Here is a 19,955-nt window from a genome sequence, read left to right on the forward strand (position 1 = left end):
GGAGTCCCTCCGGTTGAGGCGCGGGCGCGAACGGCCGGCCCGCGTTGGTGCTTCGGCCACGTGCACCGTGCGCGGCGGCGCGCACGGTGCGGGCCGCGTTACTTCTTGTAGCCGGCCTGCCGGACCGCGCGGTCGGCGGCGGCCTGCCCGGCGGCGAGCGCCTGGTCGACCGTCGTCTGGCCGGCGACCGCCCCCGCGATCGCCTGGCCGACCACCGTGCCGAACGACTGGAATTCAGGAATCCCGACGTACTGCACGCCCGTGTACGGCACCTTCTTCAGCGACGGATCGTTCGGGTCGGCCGTCTCGATCGCCTTCAGCACGAAATCCGAGAACGGCGCGGCGGCCTTGTACTCGGGACGCTGGTAGGTCGACGTGCGGGTGCCCGGCGGCACCGATGCCCAGCCTTCGTCCTTGCCGGCCATCTCGATGTACTGCTTCGACGTCGCCCACGCGATGAACTTGCGCGCGGCGTCCTGCTGCTTCGACGTCTTCGGCACGGCCAGCGCCCACGCCCACAGCCAGTGCGAGCCCTTCGGCGTGGCGGCCACAGGCGCGGCGGCGAAACCGATCTTGTCGGCGACCTGCGACTGCTGCTTGTTATAGAGCATCCCGGCCGCGACCGTCGCGTCGATCCACATCGCGCACTTGCCCGAGGCGGTCAGCGTCAGGTTCTCGTTGAAGCCGTTCGAGCTCGCTCCCGGCGGCCCGTCCTTCTTCAGCAGGTTCACGTAGAAGCCGATCGCCTTCTTCCATTCCGGCGACGTCAGCTGCGCGTTCCAGTTCTCGTCGAACCAGCGCCCGCCGAACGTGTTCACGACCGTCGACACGTACGCCATGTTCTCGCCCCACCCGGCCTTGCCGCGCAGGCAGATCCCGTAGGTGCCCTTCGCCTTGTCGGTGAGCTTGTCCGCGAACTCGGCGATCTGGTCGTAGGTCGGCTGGTCGGGCATCTTGAGCCCCTTCGCCGCGAACAGGTCCTTGCGGTAGAACGTCATCGAGCTCTCGACGTAGAACGGCAGCGCATACAGCTGGCCGTTGTACGACAGGCTGTCGCGCGCGGTCTTCACGATGTCGTTCAGGTCGTAGTCGGCGGGCAGCCCCGTCATCGGCGCGAGCCAGCCGCGCTTGCCCCACTGCGGCGTCTCGTAGGTGCCGATCGCCATCACGTCGAACTGGCCGCTGCCGGTCGTGATGTCGGTGGTCGCGCGCTGGCGCAGCACGTTCTCCTCGAGGATCACCCAGTTCAGCTTGATGTCGGGGTTCGCCTTCTCGAACGCCGGCGACAGCTTCTTCAACTCGATCATGTCCGGGTTGTTCAGCGTCGCGATCGTCAGCGTGCCGGCGGACGCCGCGCACGCGGCCGTCGCGAGCGCGGCTCCGGCGAAGCAGCGTGCGGCGGCATCGAGCATCTTTCGTTGCATGGCATGTCTCCTGTGATTGTTCGAACTGTCGTCGGTGTTGCGTATTACTGATTACGTATTGCGTGTGTCGCGTTGCTGCGTTCCCTTCTCGCCCGTCACGCCGGCCGCTGCATGCCGCACGCGCGCGCATAGTGCGCGATCACCTCGCGGATCCGGTGGCGCACCCACGCGCGCGGTTCCTTCGCGAGGCCGCCCGCGCGGCACGCCGCGTACACGTCAGGCAGCCACTGCGCGACGAGCGTCTCCGGCACCGGCTGCCGCGCGAGATTGTCGAACAGCTGCTCGACCGCCGCCGCGACGGCCGGCTGCAGCCAGTAGTAGCGGATCCGGTCGCTGTAGCTGAACTGGCGCGCGAGCCGCTGCTCGGTTTCGTCGCCGCGGTAGTACGGCGCCCAGTGCTCGGGCTGCGCGCGCATCGCGGCGTCGACCACGTCGCGCAGGCGCGAGCGCTGCGCGACGTCGCCGATCAGCGCGTCCTCGATGAAGGTGAGCGCGAACAGCGCCTCGCGCAGCGCGAAGGTCAGCGCGGGGCCGACCTTCAGCACCGCGAAGTGGTCGCGCACGAGCGCGGCGAGCGCGTCTTCGGTCTGGTAGTCGGTCGAATGCGCTTCGAACACGAGGCGCGGCGTGCGCAGGATGCTCGCGCCGAGCGACGCGGCCTTCGCGCTGTCGTAGTCGAGCACGTGGCGATCGTCGAAGTCGACGCCCGGCTGCGCGACGATCGCGACCACGCGAGACCACGCATCATCGAGCCCGGCTGCGGCGAATGCGCTGCGGTGCGCATCGAGCGTCGCGGCGATGCTGTCGCTGCGGGTGACCGCGATCCGCGCGATCGCATCGCCATCGCCATCCGCATCGCCGGCCACTTCGCCGCCCGGCGTCGGCACTTCGGTGCCGATCACGTAGACGGGCGCGACGCCGGCGCGCGCCGCTGCATCTTCGGCCGCGCGGCACAGCTCGGCCGCGCGCGCGGCGATCGTCCGGTCGTCGAGCCGCGGCGGATCGTCCGCGCACGCCATGCTCGCATCGAGGTGGATCTTCTCGAACCCGGCTTCGACATACGCGGCGACCATCGCGGCCGCTTCGCGCATCGCGTCGGCCGCGCGGCGGTGCCGCCACGGGTTCGGGCCGAGGTGGTCGCCGCCGAGCACGAGCGCCGATGGCGCAAGCCCGCAGCGCTGCGCGATCGCATCGACGTCGCGCCGGAAATCGGCCGGCGTCATGCCCGTATAGCCGCCGAGATGGTTCACCTGGTTGCAGGTCGCCTCGATCAGCAGCGGCGACCCGTCCGCGCGGGCTGCTTCGCAAGCGGCCTCCAGCACGAGCCGGTGCGCGCTGCAGATCGAATAGATGCCGCGCTGCGCATCCGCGCGATTCGCGTCGAAGATCATCCGCAGCACGGTGTCGGCGTGCGCGTGGCGCGGGCGTTCGGCGGTGGAGGTCAGGCCGGACATGCGACACCTCGTTCGGTCAGGAAGCCATCGATCTCGGCCGCGCTGCTGTTGCCCTCCATCGGACCGCGCCGCGTGACGGCGATCGCACCGGCCGCATTCGCGCGGCGCAGCGCGACGTCGATCGGCAGGCCCGCGACGAGGCTCGCGACCAGCGTGCCGCCGAAGCAGTCGCCGGCGCCGGTCGGATCGAGTTCGTCGACCGGCCAGGCCGGCGCGTCGATGCGGCTCGCACGATCGAATGCAGTGCTGCCGGCCGCGCCGCGCTTGAGCACGACGCGCTCGAGCAGCGGATGCGTCGCGAGCAGCCCCGCGATCGCACGCTCGGCCGGCTGCGGCCCGCAGAAGAACGGCAGGTCGGCCTCGCTCGGCAGGAACAGGTGACACGCGGCGAGCATCGCGTCGAGTGCCGCGCGCATCGGCCGGAAGCTCAGCATCTCCGGCCGAACGTTCGGGTCGAACGACACCTTCGCGCCGACGCGCGCCGCTTCGATCACGCCGCGCTGCACCGCCGCGATCGCCGATTCGCTCGTCAGCGACGAGCCCATCACGTGAAAGTAGCGGCAGCCGTCGAATATCGCGGTGTCGACGTCGGATGCGTCGACGCACGCGGCCGCGCTGGTGGACAGGCTGAAGACGAAGCTGCGCGAGCCGTCGTCGCGATACGCGACGAACGCGGTGCCGGTCGGGCGGGCGACGCGGCGGATGCGCGCGACGTCGACGCCGTCGCGCTCGAGCCGCGCGACGATCGCGTCGCCGAATGCATCGCGGCCGACGCAGCCCGCATACGCGACCCGCGCGCCGAGCCGCGCGGCCTGGTCGGCGAAGATCGCCGGCGCGCCGCTCGGAAACGGGCCCGCGAACAGGCCCGGCGTGTCGAAACCCTGGCCGCGCTCGGCGGCGACGAATTCGGCCAGCAGTTCGCCGGCGACCACGATCTCGGCCATCATGCGGGCCCTCGTGCGGCGGCGGCCGCGTTTAGCGACCCCGCCTGAGTTGCGCGTGCGAGCATCGCCACGTCAGCTCATCCAGTTGCCGCCGTCGACGTTCAGCGTCTGGGCGGTGATGTAGTCGGCGTCGGCCGACGCGAGGAACAGCGCGGCGCCCGTCAGGTCGCCCGGCGCGCCCATCCGGCCGAGCGGCACGGCCTCGCCGACGAGCCGCTTCTTCTCGCCGGGCGGACGCTGCTCGTAGCGCGCGAACAGCGCATCGACCTGCTCCCACATCGGCGTGTCGACCACGCCCGGCGCGATGCCGTTCACGTTGATCCGGTGCGGCGCGAGCGCGAGCGCGGCCGACTGCGTGTAGCTGATCACCGCGGCCTTGGTCGCGCAGTAGTGCGAAACGAGCGCCTCGCCGCGACGCCCTGCCTGCGACGACATGTTGACGATCTTGCCGCCGCGGCCCTGCTCGACCATCCGCTGCGCCACGGCCTGCATCAGGAAGAACAGCCCTTTCACGTTGACCGAGAACAGCCGGTCGAACACGTCCCAGGATTCGTCGAGGAGCGGGCGCATGTCGAACAGCGCCGCGTTGTTGAACAGGATGTCGACGCCGCCGAAGCGCTCGACCGCGGTGGCGACGATCCGCTCGATGTCGTCGCGGCGCGTGACGTCCGCGGTGACCGCCACTGCTCGGCCCGGGCTAGCCTCGATCAGCCGTGCGAGCGAGCCGCTCGCCGGCTTCACGTCGACCAGCACGCAGCGCGCGCCTTCGTCCAGATAGCGTTGCGCGACCGCCTCGCCGATGCCGCTTGCCGCGCCCGTCAGGATCGCGACCTTCTGTTCCAGTCTCACTGGTTGTCTCCGGTTCGTTCTGCTGCTCGAAGGTCGCGAGGTGAGCGAACGCTCGCTGACCGATCAATTGCTCTGTTAGTGATCGAATGATCGGATACGCGATTCACGCTGTCAAGGCGACGCGGCGGCTTTCGATGATGCGCTGCGGCAAGGCGCAGCGCCGCGCTGGCTTGTGACCCGCGTCCCGCAAGGCGCGGCGCACCGGGTGCGGCGCGGCTGAAACAGTGATGAAGGGGACGGAGCGTGTGCGCGGGACGGAATTCGGGCTGCACGGCAGGGAGATACGTTATATCATCGCCATACTTCGTTTCTCATGCCTGCTTCACGCCATGGCCACCTCATCGCCCATCGACGCCCGGCTATCCCGGGCCGACGCATTCGCCGCCGAGCACGGACTCGCGTGGACGCCGCTGCGCCGCCAGGTCTACGAACGCGTGCTGGCCGCGCAGCGCCCGATCGGCGCGTACGACCTGCTCGCCGAGCTCGAGCCGCAGCGCGGCCGCGTGCCGCCCACGACCGTCTATCGCGCGCTGGATTTCCTCGTCGAGCACGGCTTCATCCACCGGATCGAATCGAAGAACGCGTTCTTCGCGTGCTGCGAGATCGGCGTGCCGCACGAAGGCCAGTTCCTGATCTGCGATTCGTGCGGCGAGACCGTCGAGATCCCGGGCAGCGACCTCGCGAAGCAGCTGTCCGCGAGCGCGCCCGCGCACGGGTTCGAAGTCCATCACCAGGTCGTCGAGCTGAACGGCCTGTGCGGGCACTGCAAGGGCAAGCCCGCGCATCGCTGACGCCGCCCCGCGCGGCGCTCGGCGCCGCCCCCTTCCAACGAGGAGTTCCATGTCCATTGCCCTGAAGCGCGCGCCACGACGCGCCCAGCCGCTTGTTCGCCTGCTGGCCGCCTCGGCTGCCGCGCTGTCGATCGCGGCGCCCGCCTGCGCGCAGGCCGCGACCGTCAACGTCGTCGCCGCCGAGAATTTCTATGGCGACGTCGCATCGCAGATCGGCGGCCGCCATGTCGCGGTCACCAGCATCCTCAGCAATCCCGACCAGGATCCGCACCTGTTCGAAGCGAGCCCGAAGACCGCGCGCGCGCTGCAGCATGCGCAGGTCGTGATCTACAACGGCGCGAACTACGATCCGTGGATGAGCAAGCTGCTCGGCGCGTCGAAGCAGGCGAAGCGCGCGACGATCGTCGTCGCCGATCTCGTCGGCAAGAAGGCCGGCGACAACCCGCACGTCTGGTACGACCCGGCGACCATGCCGGCCGCCGCGCGCGCGATCGCGGCCGAATTCGGCCGTGCCGATCCGGCGAACAAGGCCGACTACGACGCGAACCTGCAAAAGTTCGTCGCGTCGCTGAAACCCGTCGACGACAAGGTCGCCGCGCTGCGCGCGCAGTACAAGGGCGTGCCGGTGACGGCCACGGAGCCCGTGTTCGGCTACATGTCCGACGCGATCGGCCTCGACATGCGCAACCAGCGCTTCCAGCTCGCGACGATGAACGACACCGAAGCCAGCGCGCAGGACGTCGCCGCGTTCGAGAACGACCTGCGCAAGAAGCAGGTGCGCGTGCTGATCTACAACAGCCAGGCCGAAGCGCCGATGACCAAGCGCCTGCTGAAAATCGCGCGCGACGGCGGCGTGCCGAGCGTGAGCGTCACCGAGACGCAACCGGCCGGCAAGACCTTCCAGCAATGGATGACCGGCCAGCTCGACGCGCTCGCGGCCGCGCTTTCCGCCAGCAAGAAATGATCGACGCAACGACATGAGCCCCACTCCCCACGCACTCGCACTCGATCGCGTCACGCTCGAACTGGGCGGCCGCACGATCCTGCGCGACGTCAGCTTCTCGATCGAACCCGGCGAATTCGTCGGCGTGCTCGGGCCGAACGGCGCGGGCAAGACGACGCTGATGCGCGCGGTGCTCGGCCTCGTGCCCGTCTCGGGCGGCACGCTGTCGGTCGGCGGCGTGCCGGTCGTGCGCGGCAACGCGTCGATCGGCTACATGCCGCAGATCCGCAGCGGCCTCGCGAATCGCCGGATGCGCGGCTACGACTTCGTCGCGATGGCCGCCGACGGCCATCGCTGGGGGCTGCCGCACCCGAGCGCGGCGACGCGGCGCGACGTCGAGCGCGTGCTCGAGCTCGTCGGCGGCGCGGCGCTCGCGCGCCGACCGCTGTCGGAACTGTCGGGCGGCGAGCGGCAGCGGCTGCTGCTCGCGCAGTGCCTGCTCGGCAGCCCGAAGCTGCTGCTGCTCGACGAGCCGCTGATCAGCCTCGACCCGAACCACCAGCGCGGCGTCGTCGAGCTCGTGCGCAACGTGCAGCGCGAGCTCGGCATCACCGTGCTGTTTTCCGCGCACGAACTGAATCCGCTGCTGAACGCGCTCGACCGCGTGCTGTATCTCGGCAACGGCGTCGCCGCGCTCGGCACCGTCGACGAGGTGATCACCAAGCCGGTGCTGTCGCGACTCTACGGTTCGCCGATCGACGTGATGCGCGTGAACGGCAAGATCTTCGTGATGTCGGGCGACGTCGAAGTCGAGAAGCACGATCACGAACACGAGGACGACGACGGCCACTCGCACGGCGGTGGCGGCGGCCACGGCCATCACCACCACGGACACGCTCATCCCGGGCATTCGCACGATGTTTGAATACGACTTCATGATCAACGCGTTCGCCGCGTCGGGGATCGTCGCGGTGCTCGCGGGCATCGTCGGCTACTTCCTGGTGCTGCGCGGACAAACCTTCGCCGGCCACGCGCTGTCGCACGTCGGCTTCACCGGCGCGACCGGCGCGGTGCTGCTCGGCATCTCGCCGATGTGGGGGATGGTCGGCTTCACGCTCGCGGCCGGCATCGGGATGGGCGCGCTCGGCGAACGGCTCGCGGGCCGCGACGTCGCGATCGGCGTGGTGCTGTCCGGCGCGCTCGGCTTCGGGCTGCTGTTCCTGCACTTCTACACGTCGTTCGCGACGCAGGTCACCGCGCTGCTGTTCGGCAACGTGCTCGCGGTCAGCCGCGACACGCTCGCGGTGCTGGCCGGCATCGGCGCGGTGAGCCTCGTCGCGCTCGCACTGATCGCGCGGCCGCTGCTGTTTGCGTCGCTGCAGCCCGAACTGGCCGAAGCCAAGGGCGTGTCGCTGCGCACGGTGTCGATGCTGTTCCTCGCGGTATGCGCGCTCGCGGTGGCCGCGGCGACGCAGATCGTCGGCGTGCTGCTGGTGTTCACGCTGCTGGTCGGGCCGGCCGCGGCTGCGCAGAACGTGTCGACGCGGCTGTCGACCGGCGTGCTGCTCGCCGCGTTGTTCGCGCTGTTCGAAGCGTGGCTCGGGATCGCGCTCGCGTATCACACCGACTGGCCGACGAGCTTCTGGATTACCGCGCTGTCCGCGCTCGTGTACGGCGCGAGCCTGTTGCGGCGTCATTGAGCGTCGAGTGACACAAATGAAAAACGCCGGCTCAGCCGGCGTTTTTTCATGCTTCACGCGAGCGCGACGTGCGACCCGCGCCGCGGGTTACAGCCTTCGTGCGCCGTTCATCGCGCCAGCACGCGCGCATGATGCGCGATGTGATCGGCGATGAACGTCGAGATGAAGTAGTAGCCGTGGTCGTAGCCCGCGTGTCGGCGCAGCGTCAGCGGCTGGCCGGCCTTCGCGCATGCGGCTTCGAACACGTCGGGGTTCAGCTGGTTCGCGAGAAACTGGTCGGCGAGGCCCTGGTCGACGAGGATGCCGTCCGCGAACTTCGGCGCATCCGCACGCGCGACGAGTTCGCTCGCGTCGTGCTGCTTCCACGCGTCACGGTCGGCGCCCAGGTAGCCCGAGAATGCCTTCTCGCCCCACGGGCAGCGCGTCGGCGCGGCGATCGGCGCGAACGCCGACACCGAGCGGTACAGGTCGGGATGGCGCAGCGCGAGCGTCAGCGCACCGTGCCCGCCCATCGAGTGGCCGAAGATCCCGAGCCGCGCGCCGTCGATCGGCAGCTCGGCCGCGACGAGTTCGCGCAGCTCGCCCGTCACGTACGATTCCATCCGGTAATGCGTCGACCACGGCGCTTGCGTCGCGTCGACATAGAAGCCCGCGCCGACGCCGAAATCCCACGCGTCGGACTCGCCCGGCACGTCCGCGCCGCGCGGGCTCGTATCGGGCATCACGAGCGCGAGGCCGTGCTGCGCCGCGTACTGCTGCGCGCCGCCCTTGATCGCGAACGTCTCCTCGGTGCACGTAAGCCCCGCGAGGTAGAACAGCGCCGGCACGCGGCCGTGCGCCGCCTGCGGCGGCAGGTACACCGAGAACTTCATCGGCAGGCCGATCGCCTTCGAATCGTGGCGATAGAAGCGTTGCTCGCCACCGTGGCAAGCATGCGAAGAAACGAGTTCGAGCATGGGGTTCCCTTCCGTTCAATACAGCACGATCGGGCGAATCGATTCGCCCGTCTTCATCGAGTCGAAGCCGTCGTCGAGCTTCCCGAGCGGCAGCGCGTGCGTGTCAGGTCAGGCCGTGCCGCGCGACACGGCGAAACCGTGCCCGCCATGATCCCCGATCCCGCCGCCCGTCGCGTGCGCGAAACAGTCGCCGGCTTGCCGCGATGCGTCACCGCCGTCGCAACAGGACAAGTGCCCGAGTTTAAACGCCGGTCGTGAACCACGCATCCGTTCGCGCATACAGATCGACGAAACGCGCATGGCGGGCGGCCAGCGCGCGATCGTCGCGCGGCGCGGCGACCGGCGACGCAGTCGGCGCCAGCGTGCGCAGCGCATCTTCGCGCCAGTGCCCGATCGCGACGCCCGCGAGCAGCGCGGCGCCGCGCGTCGCGGCGTTCGGGCAATCGACCGCGTCGAGCGAGGCGCCGAGCGCATCCGCGAGCAACTGGCGCCAGCGCGGATCGACCGAGCCGCCGCCGGCCAGGCGCAGCGTCGTCACCGGATCGGCCGGGTTCGCGTCGCGGATCGCATCGAGCCCCGCGCGCAACGCGAACGCGACGCCTTCGAACGCGGCGCGCATCATCGCGCCGCGCGTGTCACCGAGCCCGAGACCGAGCCAGCCGCCGCGCGCATCGGGATTCATCAACGGCGAGCGCTCGCCCGTCAGGTACGGCAGGAAGCACAGCCGCTCGGACGGCGGCTGCGCGAACGCGTCGTCGTACGCCGCCGGCCAGCCGTCATAGCCGAGCCAGCCGCGCACCGCTTCGAGCGCGATGCCGACGTTCTGCATCGCGGCCATCGTGTAATAGCCGCCGCCGGCCGCCGTGCGATAGCGATGCAGCCCGCGCCGCGCGGGCGGCAAGCGATCGGCGAGCACGACGATCTGGCCGCCGCTGCCGGTGGTCAGCAGCGCGTCGCCGGCCGCGACGAGCCCGCTGCCGAGCGCCGCGCACGCGGTATCGGCCGCCCCCGTCGCCAGCGGCACGCCGGCCGGCAGCCCGAGCGCCGCCGCGGCCGTCGCGGCGAGCACGCCGCAGCGCGCGCTCGACGGCTGCACCGGTGCGAAGCGGTCGGCCGACAGGCCCAGCGAATCGATCAGCGCCGTATCCCACGCGCCGTCCGGCGTCGCGAGCGCGGTCGCGCACGCATCGCTCGGATCGGCCGCGACGTCGCCGCCCAGCGCGATGCGCAGCCAGTCCTTCGGCTGTACGGCCCAGCGCGCGGCCTGCAGCGCCTGCGGCTCGTGTGCGGCGAGCCAGCGCAACAGCGGGCCCGCCATGCCGGGCGCGACGGGATTCGGTGCGACGGGCACACCGGCGACGGGCACACCGGCGCCCGGCCAGTCGGCCGCGTCCGCTTCACGCACCGCGCGCGTGTCGGGCCACAACAGCGCGGGCCGCACCGGCTGCCCGGCCGCGTCGATCAGCACGACGCCATGCATCTGGCCGGAGAAGCCGATCGCGGCGACCTGCTCGCGCTCGGCGGCCGGCAGCCCGGCCGCGGCGCGCACGAGCGCCTGCCACCACACGTCGGGCGCGATTTCGGCCCAGCAGGGCTGCGGCGAAGACAATGCATAGGGTTCGCTCGCAACCGCGCGCTCGATGCCGTCGGCATCGAGCGTGACGAGTTTGATGGAGCCGGTACCGAGGTCGATTCCGAGCAGGCGCATGGCTGGGTGGCGTAGTCGAGTAAACGGATGTCGATGATAGCGGGATCGCGGCACGCGGCCCCGATTTGCGCGGCGTATTTGCCGCCCCGGGAACACGAAAACGCGGCCGCGTGCGGCGGGCTTCACGAGGCTGCATCTTGCGCGTGGAAACGGCCGCTCGCGGGTTAACCCGGCGCGATTTTTCGCAGGTCGTTTTTGCCACTATGCCGGCGCGCCGATACACACCATAAAGCCGACGATATTTGACATGGGGGCCCGCACTATTTTGAAGGGCTATAAAACCGGGGAACCTCACTCCAGCGGTGTTTCCCGATGATCTTCCCCCTGTTGCATGCCGAACCGGCATATCGAACCTGCAAAGAGCGGAATAGAACCCAGTGCTCTTGTTGCGATGGTGCATTCCGCATAACTTCGTACCACCCCGAAAACAAGATCATGGAGTGAGACAGATGCAATCGAACACGGTCCATCCGTGCGATGAGGTGCTGCCGACCGGCAAGCTTGTAACGCTTGGTCTGCAGCACGTCCTCGTCATGTACGCCGGCGCCGTCGCCGTGCCGCTTATCGTCGGCGGCGCGCTGAAGCTGCCGAAAGACCAGATCGCGTTCCTGATCAGCGCCGATCTGTTTTCGTGCGGCATCGCCACGCTGATCCAGACGCTCGGCCTGTGGATCTTCGGAATCCGCCTGCCCGTCATCATGGGCTGCACGTTCGCCGCGGTCGGCCCGATGATCGCGATCGGGACCAACCCCGGCCTCGGCATTCTCGACATCTTCGGCTCGACCATCGCGGCCGGCATCATCGGCATCGTGCTCGCGCCGATGATCGGCAAGCTGCTGCGGTTCTTCCCGCCGGTAGTGGTCGGCACCGTGATCGCGGTGATCGGGCTGTCGCTGATGGAAGTCGGGATCAACTGGGCGGCCGGCGGCGTCGGCAATCCCGAATACGGCAGCCCCGTCTACCTCGGCCTGTCGCTGCTCGTGCTCACGCTGATCCTGCTGATCAACAAGTTCGGCCGCGGCTTCCTCGCGAACATCTCGGTGCTGCTCGGCATCGTCGCCGGCTTCGTGATCGCGTTTGCGGTCGGCCGCGTGAATACCGACGGCGTGGCGCTCGCGCCGTGGGTCGGCTTCGTGATGCCGTTCCACTTCGGCATGCCGCATTTCGACCCGCTGTCGATCGCGACGATGGTGACGGTGATGTTCGTCACGTTCATCGAATCGACCGGCATGTTCCTCGCGGTCGGCGACATGGTCGATCGTCCGGTCAACCAGGACCGTCTCGTGCGCGGCCTGCGCGTCGACGGCCTCGGCACGCTGATCGGCGGCATCTTCAACTCGTTCCCGCACACGTCGTTCTCGCAGAACGTCGGCCTGATCGGCGTGACGGGCGTGAAGAGCCGGTACGTCTGCGCGACGGGCGGCGTGATCCTGGTGCTGCTCGGCCTGTTCCCGAAGATGGCGCAGGTTGTCGCGTCGGTGCCGCCGTTCGTGCTCGGCGGCGCGGGCATCGTGATGTTCGGGATGGTGGCGGCCAACGGCATCAAGGTGCTGTCGAAGGTCGACTTCGTGAACAACACGCACAACCTGTTCATCGTCGCGGTGAGCGTCGGCATGGGCCTCGTGCCGGTCGTGTCGCCGCACTTCTTCTCGAAGCTGCCGCCCGCGCTCGCACCGATCCTGCACAGCGGCATCCTGCTCGCGTCGGCCTCCGCCGTGATCCTGAACATCGTGTTCAACGGCGTGAAGGGCGAGAAGGATGCGCGTTGCGAGATCCGTCGCGCAGGACATGACTTCGACGGGCGCCCGGCCGACGTGCATCACTGATCGGTCCGCGCGCCGGATGCACGGCGCGACACGGCAAACGAAAAACGCCACGGCAAGCCGTGGCGTTTTGCTTTGCTGCGGAGAACCGCAGCGGAGATGATGGTAATGCCGGGGATGGCGATGCGGTCGCGACAAACCGGCCGCCCAAAAAGAAACGCCACGGACTTTCGTCCGTGGCGTTGTCGCATCTGGGAACCGCGACTTCAGCGAACCGGAGCGGTCGCCCGCCCCTGCCCGCCGTCGTGCTTACCCGTTCGTCGCCGCCGCCGACGCAGGCGCCGGTGCGGCCGCCTTGTCGTAGTCGACCGTCTGGTCCGGCGCGCGCGGCGTCTCGCCGGCTTGCTGGATCCATCCGCCGCCCAGTGCGCGGTACAGGTCGACCAGGTTCGTCCAGCGGGCCAGACGCGCGTTGATCAGCGTCTGCTGCGCGGTGTACAGGTCGGTTTGCGCGGTCAGCACCGACAGGTAGCTGTCGACCCCGTTCTTGTAGCGCAGGTCCGACAGATCGAAACGACGCTGCTGCGCGTGCTCGTTGCGCTGGAGCGCGGCGATCTGCTGGTCGTACGTGCCGCGTGCCGCCAGCCCGTCGGACACTTCGCGGAACGCCGACTGGATCGCCTTCTCGTAGTTGGCGATCTCGATGCGCTTCTGCACGTTCGCGAGGTTCAGGTTCGCGATGTTCTGCCCGCCTTCGAAGATCGGCATCGTGATCTGCGGCGCGAACGACCACGCCGCCGTGCCGGCCTTGAACAGCCCACCGAGCGTCGGGCTTCCGGTGCCGAACGCGCCCGTCAGCGAGATGCGCGGGAAGAATGCCGCGCGTGCCGCGCCGATGTTCGCGTTCGCGGCCAGCAGCGTCTGCTCGGCCTGCATCACGTCGGGGCGACGCGTCAGCAGGTCCGACGGCAGGCCGGCCGGCACGTCCGTCAGCAGGTTCTGCGCGTCGAGCGGCATGCCCGCCGGCAGATCGTCCGGCAGCGGCTCGCCGATCAGCAGCACCAGCGCATTCAATGCCTGCGCACGCGCGCGCGCCTGCGCCTGCTGGTTCGACAGCGCCTGCTCGACCACCGTCTGCGCCTGACGCAGCTCGAGCTCGGAGCCCGTGCCGTTGTCGAACTGCAGCTTGGTCAGGTCGTACGACGCCTGCGCGGTCTTCAGCGTGTTTTCCGTGACCTTCAGCAGATCGTCGGTCGACAGCAGCGTCAGGTACTGATCCGCGACCTGCGACACCAGCGAGATCTCGGTGGCCTGCCGTGCATACGACGTCGACAGGTACTGCGCGAGCGCCTGGTCCTTCAGGCTCTGCACGCGGCCGAACAGGTCGAGCTCCCACGACGCGGACAGGCCGACGTTGTAGGCGCGCGAGATGTACGGCGCACCGGTCTGCGAAAGGCCCTGCGGCACGCGCTGGATAGTGCCGGTGCCCGTGCCGTCGAGCGTCGGGAACAGGCCGGCGCGCGTGATCTGGTACTGCGCGCGGGCCGCCTCGATGTTCAGCACCGCGACGCGCAGGTCGCGGTTGTTCTTCAGCGCGATCTCGATCAGCCGCTGCAGGCGCGGATCGACGAAGAATTCGCGCCAGCCGATGGCGGTCGCCGCCTGGCCGTTGGCGCTGCGCGCGCCGGCAGCACCCGGCTGCGTCGCATAGACGCCGTCGGCCGGGTACGCCTGCGCGACGGGTGCGTCGGGCCGCTTGTAATGCGGCGCCATCGTGCAGCCCGTGGCAAGGAGCGCGACCGCGATTGCAGTCAAAGCGTGTTTTTGCATCATCACTGTCCCTTGTTGCCTTCGTCGCCGTTGCCCGGCTTCTCTTCGTGGTGCGAGTGCTCCTGAGCCAGGCGCAGCGCCTCGTCGACGTCTTCCTTCTCGCCGCTGAAGATCGCGCGAATCTTCACGAAGAACATCGGGATCATGAAGATCGCGAGGAACGTCGCCGTGATCATCCCGCCGATCACGCCGGTACCGATCGCGTGCTGGCTCGCCGAACCCGCGCCGTTACTGATCGCGAGCGGCATCACACCGAGAATGAACGCGAGCGACGTCATCAGGATCGGACGCAGCCGCAGGCGCGCTGCTTCCAGCGCGGCCTCGATCGGCCCCATCTTCTCCGTCATCTGCAGTTCGCGCGCGAACTCGACGATCAGAATCGCGTTCTTCGCGGACAAGCCCACCGTGGTCAACAGGCCGACCTGGAAGAACACGTCGTTCTCGAGGCCGCGCATCGTCGCCGCGAGCAGTGCGCCCACGACGCCGAGCGGCACCACCATGATCACCGAGAACGGGATCGACCAGCTTTCATACAGCGCCGCGAGACACAGGAACACGACCAGGATCGAGATCGCGTACAGCACCGGCGCCTGCGAGCCGGACTGGATTTCCTGGAACGACAGGCCGGTCCACGAATAGCCGATACCGACCGGCAGCTTCTTCGCGAGCCCTTCCATCGCGGTCATCGCCTGACCGGTCGACTTGCCCGGTGCGGCCTGACCCTGGATTTCCATCGCCGACACGCCGTTGTAGCGCTCGAGCTTCGGCGAACCGTACGTCCAGTGACCGGTCGCGAACGCACCGAACGGCACCATCCCGCCCGACCCGTTGCGCACGTACCAGACGTTCAGGTCTTCCGGCGTCATCCGGAACGGCGCGTCGGACTGCACGTACACCTTCTTGATCCGGCCGTCGGTGTCGAGGAAGTTGTTCACGTACTTCGACGCCCATGCGATCGAGAACGTCTGGTCGATCGCCTCCGCCGTCACGCCGAGCGCGTTCGCCTTCTCGCGATCGATGTCGACCTTGTACTGCGGCGTATCGTTCAGCCCGTTCGGACGCACGCCCTGCAGCGTCGGATCCTTCGCGGCCATCCCGAGCAGCTGGTTACGCGCGGCCATCAGCGCGTTGTGGCCGAGACCGGCGTTGTCCGTCAGCTCGAAGTCGAAGCCGGCGGCCGTGCCGAGTTCCGGAATCGACGGCGGGTTGAACGGGATCACCATCGCGTCCTTGTAGCCCGCGTAGCGGCCGAACATCCGGCCGATCAGCGCCTGGACCTTCTGGTTCGCGTGCTGACGCTGCGAGTAGTCCTTCAGTCGCACGAACACCAGACCGGAGTTCTGGCCGCGGCCGGCGAAGCTGAAGCCGTTGACCGTGAACGCCGATTCGACGATTTCCTTCTCGTCCTTCAGCAGGTAGTCGGAAATGTTCGCGAGCGTGCGCGCGGTCGTTTCCTGCGTCGAACCCGACGGCGTCTGCACGATCACGAACATCAGGCCCTGGTCTTCATCGGGCAGGAACGACTTCGGCAGGCGCACGAACAGCAGCCCGACCGCGACGATCACGACCAGATAGATGATGAGCCAGCGGCCCGAGCGCTTGATCACGTGGTGCACGCCGACGTGGTACTTCTCGCGGCTGTTGTTGAACGTGCGGTTGAACCAGCCGAAGAAGCCCTTCTTCTCTTCGTGATGGCCCTGCGGGATCGGCTTGAGGATCGTCGCGCACAGGGCGGGCGTCAGAATCAACGCGACCAGCACCGACAGCACCATCGCCGACACGATCGTCAGCGAGAACTGACGATAGATCGCGCCGACCGACCCGCCGGAGAACGCGACCGGCACGAACACCGCCGACAGCACGAGCGCCACGCCGACGAGTGCGCCGGTGATCTGGCCCATCGCCTTGCGGGTCGCCTCCTTCGGTGACAGCCCCTCTTCCGCCATCACGCGCTCGACGTTCTCCACCACCACGATCGCATCGTCCACCAGCAGGCCGATTGCCAGCACGAGGCCGAACATCGACAGCGTGTTGATCGAGAAGCCCACCATCGACATGATCGCGAACGTGCCGAGCAGCACCACCGGCACCGCGATCGTCGGGATGATCGTCGCCCGCAGGTTCTGCAGGAACAGATACATCACGAGGAACACGAGCACGATGCCTTCGAGCAGCGTCTTGACCACTTCCTCGATCGACAGCTTCACGAACGGCGTCGTGTCGTACGGATACTTCACGACGAGGCCGTGCGGGAAGAACGGTGCGAGCTCGTCGATCTTCGCGCGCACGGCCTTCGCGGTTGCGAGCGCGTTCGCGTTGGTCGCGAGCTGGATACCGAGTGCCGCGGTCGGCTGACCGTTGTACTTCGTGTCGAAGTTGTAGTTTTCGCCGCCGAGCTCGATCTTCGAGACGTCCTTCAGGCGAACCTGCGAGCCGTCCTGGTTGACCTTCAGCAGGATGTTGCCGAACTGCTCGGGCGTCTGCAGCAGCGTCGATTCGGTGATCGTCGCCTGCAGCACGGTGCCCGGCTTGGCTGGCGTGCCGCCGATCTGGCCGCCCGCGATCTGCACGTTCTGCGCGGCGATCGCGCTCGACACGTCGACCGGCGTGAGGCCGTAGTTCGTCAGGCGGGTCGGGTCGAGCCAGATCCGCATCGCGTACTGCGAGCCGAACAGCGTGACGGTACCGACGCCGTTCAACCGGCTGATCGGATCCTTCACGTGCGACGCCACGAAGTTCGCGAGGTCGTACTTGTTCATGCTGCCGTCTTCGGAGTTGAAGGCGAGCACCAGCAGGAAGCTGCTGCTCGACTTCGTCACCGACAGACCGAGCTGCTGCACGACCTGCGGCAGAACCGGCGTCGCGAGCGACAGCTTGTTCTGCACCTGGACCTGCGCGATGTCGGCGTTGGTGCCCGGCGCGAAGGTCAGCGTGATCGTCGCGTTGCCCGAGTCGTCACTCGTCGACGACATGTACAGGAAGTTGTCGAGACCGCTCATCTGCTGCTCGATCACCTGCGTCACCGTGTCTTCCACGGTCTTCGCGGAAGCGCCCGGGTAGTTCGCGGTGATCTGGATCGATGGCGGCGCGATCGTCGGATACTGCGAGATCGGCAGCGTGAAGATCGCCGCGACCCCGGCCAGCATCAGGATGATGGCGATCACCCACGCGAAGATCGGGCGATCGATAAAAAACTTTGCCATGAAACAGGCTCCCTGTTATTTCGCGCTCGAAGCGGCGGCGGCGCTCGCCGGCGCTGCACCCGAGGCGGCGGCACCCGACGCGGCAGCGCCCGACGCACCAGCACCCGACGCAGCGGCGCCCGAGGCGGCAGCGGCCGGCGCGGTGGATGCGGCTGCACCCGATGCGGCGTCGGCGGCCGGCAACTGCGCGGCGACCGACTTCACCGTCGCGCCCGGACGAACCTTCTCGACGCCCTGCACGATCACGCGGTCGCCCGCTTGCAGGCCGCCTTCGACGATCCAGTTCTGACCTTGCATGCCGGTCGTCTTCAGCGGACGCGGCTCGACCTTGTTGCTCGCGTTCACCACCAATGCGACCGGCTGGCCCTTCGCGTCATGCGTGACGCCGATCTGCGGCACCAGGTACGCGTTCTCGTTCACGCCTTCCTCGATCCGTGCGCGCACGAACATCCCCGGCAGCAGCACGCGGCCCGGGTTCGGGAACACCGCGCGGATCGTCACCGAGCCCGTCGTCTGGTCGACCGTCACGTCGGAGAACTGCAGCTTGCCGGCGTCGGAATAGGTCTTGCCGTCTTCCAGGATCAGCGACACCTTCGCCGCGCCCGGCCCGCTCGTCTTCAGGCGGCCGCTCTGCACGTCCTGGCGCAGCTTCAGCCCCTCGAGGCTCGACTGCGTCAGGTCGACATAGACCGGATCGAGCTGCTGCACCGTCGACATCAGCGTCGCCTGGCTCGCCTGCACGTAGGCGCCCGGCGTGACCTGCGAAATGCCGACGCGGCCGGTGATCGGCGACACGACGTCCGTATAGCCGAGGTTGATCTGCGCGGTATCCACCGCTGCCTTGCCGGCCGCGACGTCCGCCGCGGCCTGACCTTGCGTGGCCACCGCGTTGTCGTATTCCTGCTTGCTGACCGCGTTTGCGGCCACCAGCACCTTGTAGCGCGCGACGAGCGCGTTCTGCGTGACGAGGTTCGCCTGCGCCTTCGCGAGCGTCGCCTTCGCGCTGTTCAGTTGAGCGATGTACGGTGCCGGGTCGATCTTGTAGAGGCGCTGGCCGGCCTTGACGTCGCCGCCTTCGGTGAATTCACGGCGCAGCACGATGCCGTCGACCCGTGCGCGCACTTGCGCGACGAGGAAGGCGCTGGTGCGGCCCGGCAGTTCGGTGAAGACCGGGACGGCTTGCGGCTGGACGGTGACGACACCGACTTCCGGCGTTTGCGGCGGCGGTGCCGATTCTTTTTTTCCGCAGGCAGCCAGGAAAACCGCGGCTGCCGCGACAGTGATCAAGCGGTATGGAACCCGTTCGACGCGCATGGAGCGACCTCTGTTTGTAACCAATGGAATGAGTGCAGCGCCCCGCGGGAGCGCAACACGGATGCGCCTCGCGGCGCAGATCGAACACCTGAATTACGGGACTGCTGGATACAGCAAGTCGGCATGAGGACCTCCATGCCGACGAGATGCCGCGAACTGCGGATGGTACTTTGGCGGGAATCAGCAGAGTGGGATATTAACTGATTGCCACTTGGGTCATTCGATCGTAGGGTGGTATTGTATATACATTCACGAATGTATGTAAAAAGCCCGATCGCCCGCCGCGACCTGCTCAATCTTACGAATTATTTCCAATCGAGAGCATAGCGGCTCCCGGAGACGGCGACGAGGGTTGCAGACCCTATATTCACCTACGATCGTTCCATTCAGGCCTGCACATGGTCAGACGTACCAAGGAGGAGGCGCTCGAGACGCGCAACCGCATTCTCGATGCCGCCGAGCACGTGTTCTTCGAGAAGGGCGTGTCGCACACGTCGCTCGCGGACATCGCCCAGCACGCCGGCGTGACGCGCGGCGCGATCTACTGGCATTTCGCGAACAAGAGCGAGCTGTTCGATGCGATGTTCGACCGCGTGTTCCTGCCGATCGACGAGCTCAAGCGAATGCCGCACGACGCGCCCGGCGGCAATCCGCTCGACACGATTCGCAAGATTCTGATCTGGTGCCTGCTCGGCGTGCAGCGCGACTCGCAGTTGCGACGCGTGTTCAGCATCCTGTTCATGAAGTGCGAATACGTCGCGGACATGGAGCCGCTGCTGCAGCGCAACCGCGCGGGGATGAGCGAGGCGCTGCACGCGATCGATGCCGATCTCGCGGTCGCCGTCCGGCTCAAGCTGCTGCCCGAGCGGCTCGACACATGGCGCGCGACGCTGATGCTGCACACGCTCGTCAGCGGTTTCGTGCGCGACATGCTGATGCTGCCCGACGAAATCGACGCCGAGCAGCATGCGGAAAAACTCGTCGACGGCTGCTTCGACATGCTGCGCTACAGCCCGGCGATGCTGAAGACGGGCGACTGACGGGCGCTCCGCCGACGGCGCGACGTGCGCCGTTTC

The 19,955-nt window shown here is 68.1% G+C and carries 17 protein-coding genes; 7 read left to right on the forward strand and 10 right to left on the reverse strand.

The window, feature by feature from the left end; translation table 11 throughout:
- Window positions 1-98 precede the first annotated feature (98 nt).
- The 4 genes from BAMB_RS13350 to BAMB_RS13365 all read right to left on the reverse strand — a co-directional run bounded on the left by BAMB_RS13350 (window position 99) and on the right by BAMB_RS13365 (window position 4,671).
- The gene (locus BAMB_RS13350; RefSeq protein ID WP_011657786.1) at window positions 99-1,424 is read right to left on the reverse strand and encodes an ABC transporter substrate-binding protein; all 1,326 of its coding nucleotides are present in this window, start codon (window positions 1,422-1,424) and stop codon (window positions 99-101) included.
- Between the two features lie 95 nt (window positions 1,425-1,519).
- The gene (locus BAMB_RS13355; RefSeq protein ID WP_011657787.1) at window positions 1,520-2,878 is read right to left on the reverse strand and encodes a D-tagatose-bisphosphate aldolase, class II, non-catalytic subunit; all 1,359 of its coding nucleotides are present in this window, start codon (window positions 2,876-2,878) and stop codon (window positions 1,520-1,522) included.
- Window positions 2,866-3,822 carry a sugar kinase gene (locus tag BAMB_RS13360; protein WP_041491391.1) on the reverse strand — a complete coding sequence of 319 codons (957 nt, stop codon included), beginning with the start codon at window positions 3,820-3,822 and terminating at the stop codon, window positions 2,866-2,868. Before BAMB_RS13360 ends, BAMB_RS13355 begins: the two co-directional genes overlap by 13 nt.
- 72 nt (window positions 3,823-3,894) lie before the next feature.
- Window positions 3,895-4,671, reverse strand: coding sequence for an L-iditol 2-dehydrogenase (locus tag BAMB_RS13365; RefSeq protein WP_011657789.1), 777 nt, complete (start codon window positions 4,669-4,671; stop codon window positions 3,895-3,897).
- A gap of 329 nt (window positions 4,672-5,000) precedes the next feature.
- Here BAMB_RS13365 and BAMB_RS13370 point away from each other — a divergent pair, with 329 nt between their 5' ends.
- Genes BAMB_RS13370 through BAMB_RS13385 form a run of 4 tightly spaced genes read left to right on the forward strand, consistent with a single transcriptional unit; the run spans window position 5,001 to window position 8,105 of the window.
- A complete protein-coding gene (locus tag BAMB_RS13370) occupies window positions 5,001-5,462 on the forward strand; it encodes a Fur family transcriptional regulator (protein ID WP_011657790.1) in 462 nt (153 codons plus the stop codon).
- A gap of 49 nt (window positions 5,463-5,511) precedes the next feature.
- Window positions 5,512-6,426, forward strand: a complete 915-nt coding sequence (locus tag BAMB_RS13375) for a metal ABC transporter solute-binding protein, Zn/Mn family (protein WP_011657791.1) — start codon at window positions 5,512-5,514, stop codon at window positions 6,424-6,426.
- Between the two features lie 13 nt (window positions 6,427-6,439).
- Window positions 6,440-7,330: an ABC transporter ATP-binding protein gene (locus BAMB_RS13380; protein ID WP_011657792.1), complete on the forward strand. Its 891-nt coding sequence runs from the start codon at window positions 6,440-6,442 to the stop codon at window positions 7,328-7,330.
- Window positions 7,323-8,105: a metal ABC transporter permease gene (locus tag BAMB_RS13385; RefSeq protein WP_011657793.1), complete on the forward strand. Its 783-nt coding sequence runs from the start codon at window positions 7,323-7,325 to the stop codon at window positions 8,103-8,105. Before BAMB_RS13380 ends, BAMB_RS13385 begins: the two co-directional genes overlap by 8 nt.
- 107 nt (window positions 8,106-8,212) lie before the next feature.
- On the opposite strand, the gene fghA is transcribed toward BAMB_RS13385, so the two are convergent.
- On the reverse strand, window positions 8,213-9,061 hold the full coding sequence (gene fghA, locus BAMB_RS13390) for an S-formylglutathione hydrolase (protein ID WP_011657794.1): 849 nt from the start codon (window positions 9,059-9,061) through the stop codon (window positions 8,213-8,215).
- Between fghA and BAMB_RS35335 the strand changes: the two genes are divergently transcribed.
- Entirely contained in the window at window positions 9,060-9,212 is a 153-nt protein-coding gene (locus tag BAMB_RS35335; RefSeq protein ID WP_158380529.1) for a hypothetical protein, read from the forward strand. The two genes, fghA and BAMB_RS35335, sit on opposite strands and share 2 nt — an antisense overlap.
- 90 nt (window positions 9,213-9,302) lie before the next feature.
- On the opposite strand, the gene BAMB_RS13395 is transcribed toward BAMB_RS35335, so the two are convergent.
- Window positions 9,303-10,769 (reverse strand): xylulokinase, encoded by a 1,467-nt coding sequence (locus BAMB_RS13395; protein WP_011657795.1) that lies wholly within the window; start codon window positions 10,767-10,769, stop codon window positions 9,303-9,305.
- A 449-nt stretch (window positions 10,770-11,218) separates the two neighbouring features.
- On the opposite strand from BAMB_RS13395, the gene BAMB_RS13400 reads away from it, so the two are divergent.
- Window positions 11,219-12,595 (forward strand): nucleobase:cation symporter-2 family protein, encoded by a 1,377-nt coding sequence (locus BAMB_RS13400; protein WP_011657796.1) that lies wholly within the window; start codon window positions 11,219-11,221, stop codon window positions 12,593-12,595.
- On the opposite strand, the gene BAMB_RS35340 is transcribed toward BAMB_RS13400, so the two are convergent.
- From BAMB_RS35340 to BAMB_RS13415, 4 genes are all read right to left on the reverse strand, one after another.
- On the reverse strand, window positions 12,589-12,756 hold the full coding sequence (locus BAMB_RS35340) for a hypothetical protein (protein ID WP_158380528.1): 168 nt from the start codon (window positions 12,754-12,756) through the stop codon (window positions 12,589-12,591). The two genes, BAMB_RS13400 and BAMB_RS35340, sit on opposite strands and share 7 nt — an antisense overlap.
- Before the next feature lie 85 nt (window positions 12,757-12,841).
- Window positions 12,842-14,365, reverse strand: coding sequence for an efflux transporter outer membrane subunit (locus tag BAMB_RS13405; protein WP_011657797.1), 1,524 nt, complete (start codon window positions 14,363-14,365; stop codon window positions 12,842-12,844).
- Entirely contained in the window at window positions 14,365-17,565 is a 3,201-nt protein-coding gene (bpeB, locus tag BAMB_RS13410) for an efflux RND transporter permease BpeB (protein WP_011657798.1), read from the reverse strand. Before bpeB ends, BAMB_RS13405 begins: the two co-directional genes overlap by 1 nt.
- A gap of 15 nt (window positions 17,566-17,580) precedes the next feature.
- A complete protein-coding gene (locus BAMB_RS13415; protein ID WP_011657799.1) occupies window positions 17,581-18,879 on the reverse strand; it encodes an efflux RND transporter periplasmic adaptor subunit in 1,299 nt (432 codons plus the stop codon).
- Window positions 18,880-19,277: 398 nt separating this feature from the next.
- On the opposite strand from BAMB_RS13415, the gene BAMB_RS13420 reads away from it, so the two are divergent.
- Window positions 19,278-19,919: a TetR family transcriptional regulator gene (locus tag BAMB_RS13420; RefSeq protein WP_011657800.1), complete on the forward strand. Its 642-nt coding sequence runs from the start codon at window positions 19,278-19,280 to the stop codon at window positions 19,917-19,919.
- Window positions 19,920-19,955: the final 36 nt, after the last annotated feature.

Source organism: Burkholderia ambifaria AMMD, from assembly GCF_000203915.1.
Lineage (GTDB): Bacteria > Pseudomonadota > Gammaproteobacteria > Burkholderiales > Burkholderiaceae > Burkholderia > Burkholderia ambifaria.